Here is a 3724-nt window from a genome sequence, read left to right on the forward strand (position 1 = left end):
GCTGGGGGAACGACGCGGAGAACCGGCGCTCGCGTGCCGGTGGCCGCTGGGCGCTCTTGCGCTGCATCCGCTCTGCCAGCAGCGCGCGCTTCTGCTCCGGCGTGAGGCTGGTCAGGTCGATGTCGGTCATGCGCCAGTCTCCTGATCGTTGAACTCGGCGGGGAGGAGGTTCTTGCACCTGCGCTGTCGTCCTCGCGGGTTGCGGTGTCGACGTCCGGTGGTGCGCCCTGCGTCTCGACGGTCGGTGCCGACCGTCCGAGGTGGCGCGCCTTCCCCGCAGCGAGCAGCGGATCTGCTCACGTCGCGAGTCGCCTCGACTCGGCCCGTGCGGTCCGTCGCTGGATTGGTGGGGCGAGTGCCTCGGGGGAATGGAGCCGAAGACCGGAACAGGCCGCCACGATCGGCCTGCTGTCCGGGCTCCAGGTGTCTGTCTATCTACCGGTGATCGGCCTGTCCATGTTCGGCGGCGTCACCGGGGGAGCGGCTGTGCTCAGTACGCGTGAGACGGCGGGTCCACGCCAGAGGATGGTCACTCGCCCGGCCGCGATGAGGCAACTACGTCTGCCGGAACGCGAGGCGGCGGGGGTGGACGGAGGTCGAGCACCGGCGGCCGCGGACAGCAGACGAGGCGCAGACACGGACCAGCCGTGTCTGCGCCTCGTCTCCCGCTCTTCCGCCGGGGTCAGGCTGTGCGGCCCCGCGCCCGGCGCAGCGGCCGCACGATCAGCAGCACCGAGCCGGCCAGCACGAACAGGCCGGCGACCAGCGACGCGACACCGATCCAGGGCAGCCATCCGATCTTCGCCGCCACGGTCACGTGGCCGGCCGGCCCGCGCGAACCGTCGGCCTTCATGGCGACCGCCGCGACGTCACCGGACTTCACCGACCAGTTCAGCGTCTGTGCTCCCTGCCCGCTGGCCTTGGCGATCCACCCGTCGGCCTTGGCCGGCGGCGTCTTGGGCGTACCACCCGGGTGCTTGCTCTCGGTGTCGCCCTTGTCGCTCGAGTCATGGATGGTCACGTGCTGGACACCGTCCAGGTACTGACGCATCTGCCCCTTGCCGGCGAGGCCGATGAACACCGCGTCGGAGGCGCGGTCCGGCTTGAAGGTGATGCGGAGGTCGTCGTAGAGGCCTCCCAGCTCCTTGTCGGCGCGCCAGCTCTCGGTGGTCATGGCGTAGGTGTCGGTGCGGTGCTTGTACTTGCTGGTGCCCAGGTCGATGTAGCCGTCGTCCTGGGAGGCCATGGCGATGGCCGTACCACCCGCGCCGATGAGCGTCAGTGCGATGAGGGCCAGGAACGCGCCGACCACAACGGCGGTGATGCGTCCGGCCGTCCAGCCTTTGGAAGGGGTGCGCACGTTCGCTCCCTTCAGGAAACCTTTGGCGCCGCTGTCGGTCACAAGTTCCTCCTCGGTCTGGTCACCCGGTCTCGGAAATCCGGGTGAGCGATATGTTTTGTGTGGGGACGGTTGTGCAGGGCGACACCGCGACTCTTGGCCGGCCCACGTGGCTCACCGTAAGCGGACGAAGAGCATCCGACATCGGGGGAATCCCCTAGGACGGCATCAGGGATATCCCTTACGAACTCGTGATCGGTCGATAGAGGCGACGAGTTGCAGGTGTTCAACTGGCCGGTTCGGCCAGTTGAACGGCGTGAAGTCGCCTACGGGCCGGACGTCTTCGCGTACTTCGATGCCCTTTCCCCGGGAACGTGAATTCAGCAGCACATCTCACGCCGCCCTTGAGCACGTCTATAGACCGGCTCCAGCGTTTCTCCAGCGCACTCTGTCCCGCGACGATGCCGTGCAACTGGCCGAATCAGTCAGTTGAACATGAGAGCACGTATCCGTTGTCGAATTGAATCAGGGCACTGCGTACGAACCGTCGCTCCCCTGGACTCCGTCACGAGCCAAGTGCCAGCATTCATCCCGCACTTGCCTCCACGACTCGGCAAGGCGGCCCTGCCTTTTATCTCGCGGGAAACTCGATACTTTCGCTTCCGTTTCTCGCGGACTGAGCCGGAAAGAGGTCCGAAGACGATGGAGAAGATCCTCGATGCGATCCTCGCGGGTGAACTGGACGAGGTTGCCCATTTGCCGGTGCCCGACTTCTATCGAGGGGTTGTACTGCACGCAGATGAGACGGCCATGTTCGAAGGGCTGGCAAGCCGCGACAAAGACCCGCGCAGCTCGCTGCATCTGGAGGAGGTGGCCACCCCCGAACCGGCCGCGGGTGAGGTGCTCGTGGCGGTGATGGCCAGCGGGATCAACCACAACACGGTGTGGTCCTCGATCTTCGAACCGCTGCCGACGTTCGGCTTCCTCTCCCGTTACGGCCGCACATCGCCGCAGGCGGCCCGGCACGACCTGCCCTACCACGTGCTGGGGTCCGACCTGTCCGGTGTGGTGCTGCGCTGCGGCGAGGGGGTGACGGGCTGGCAGCCCGGGGCCGAAGTGGTCGCGCACTGCCTGTCCGTGGAACTGGACCACCCCGACGGGCACGCCGACACCATGCTCGACCCGGAACAGCGGATCTGGGGGTTCGAGACCAACTTCGGCGGACTGGCCGAACTTGCGCTGGTCAAGGCCAATCAGCTCATGCCCAAGCCGCCGCACCTCACCTGGGAGGAGGCGGCGGCCTCGGGTCTGGTGAACTCGACCGCGTACCGGCAGTTGGTGTCCGCGAACGGCGCCCGCGTCAAGCAGGGCGACACCGTACTGATCTGGGGCGCCTCCGGCGGTCTCGGCTCCTACGCCACCCAGCTGGCACTCAACGGCGGCGCGACACCGGTGTGTGTGGTGTCCAGTCCGCAGAAGGCAGAGGTGTGCCGGCGGATGGGGGCAGAGCTGGTGATCGACCGGAGCGCCGAGGGCTACCGGTTCTGGAAGGACGAGCAGACGCAGGACACGGGCGAATGGCGCCGGTTCGGAGCCCGCATCAGGGAGTTGACCGGCGGCGACGACCCCGACATCGTCTTCGAGCACCCGGGCCGTGAGACCTTCGGCGCGAGCGTGTACGTGGCCCGACGCGGCGGCACCATCGTCACCTGCGCGTCCACTTCCGGCTATGAGCACACCTTCGACAACCGGTATCTGTGGATGCACCTCAAGCGGATCGTCGGCACCCATTTCGCGAACTACCGCGAGGCGTGGGAGGCCAACCGCCTCATCGCCAAGGGCCACGTACACCCCACGCTGTCGGAGGTGGTGCCCCTCGAAGGCACGTCCCAGGCGGTCCACGACGTGCATCACAACCTGCACCAGGGCAAGGTCGGGGTGCTGTGCCTGGCCCCTGAAGAGGGGCTCGGTGTCAGCAATACCGCGCTGAGGGCCCGTCACGAGGCGGCCATCAACAGGTTCCGCACGCAACCGGACGTTTCTTGACGGGTCGACGGCACCTGTTGGATGCTGACCGACGAATAGCGGAAATCGAACGGGGATTCAGCCGAATACCGGCCCGACTTTCCCCGCCGCCCCTCCGGATCTCCGGATCTCGATTCAATTCTTGGAATGGCCCCTCCGCCGAACGCAGCGGACAGCAAGTACGGGCGACGGTCCCTCACGTGACGCTTGAGACGTCCTGACCGCCCCATCAGAAATGCAGCTGGAATGCGCGGCCGGGCCGCCAATTTCCGTAAGAGTTCACGCAGATTTCGAGCATGGAGAGGACGGTCGGATGTCGGGCCGGGACGCACGATCGCTTGTCGACCATTTCCGAACGAT

2 protein-coding genes are annotated in these 3724 nt (G+C 66.6%); one reads left to right on the forward strand and one right to left on the reverse strand.

The window, feature by feature from the left end; genetic code table 11:
• Window positions 1–682 precede the first annotated feature (682 nt).
• Window positions 683–1360: a hypothetical protein gene (locus ABD378_RS43580; RefSeq protein WP_344530999.1), complete on the reverse strand. Its 678-nt coding sequence runs from the start codon at window positions 1358–1360 to the stop codon at window positions 683–685.
• Between the two features lie 681 nt (window positions 1361–2041).
• On the opposite strand from ABD378_RS43580, the gene ccrA reads away from it, so the two are divergent.
• Entirely contained in the window at window positions 2042–3385 is a 1344-nt protein-coding gene (gene ccrA / locus ABD378_RS43585) for a crotonyl-CoA carboxylase/reductase (RefSeq protein ID WP_344531001.1), read from the forward strand.
• The last annotated feature ends 339 nt before the right edge of the window (window positions 3386–3724 follow it).

It is taken from the genome of Streptomyces rectiviolaceus (assembly GCF_039533825.1).
Taxonomy (GTDB): domain Bacteria; phylum Actinomycetota; class Actinomycetes; order Streptomycetales; family Streptomycetaceae; genus Streptomyces; species Streptomyces rectiviolaceus.

Coding starts and splice junctions, on each gene's coding strand:
- ccrA (WP_344531001.1), top strand. CDS start 2,042: ATGGAGAAGATCCTCGATGCGATCCTCGCGGGTGAACTGGACGAGGTT.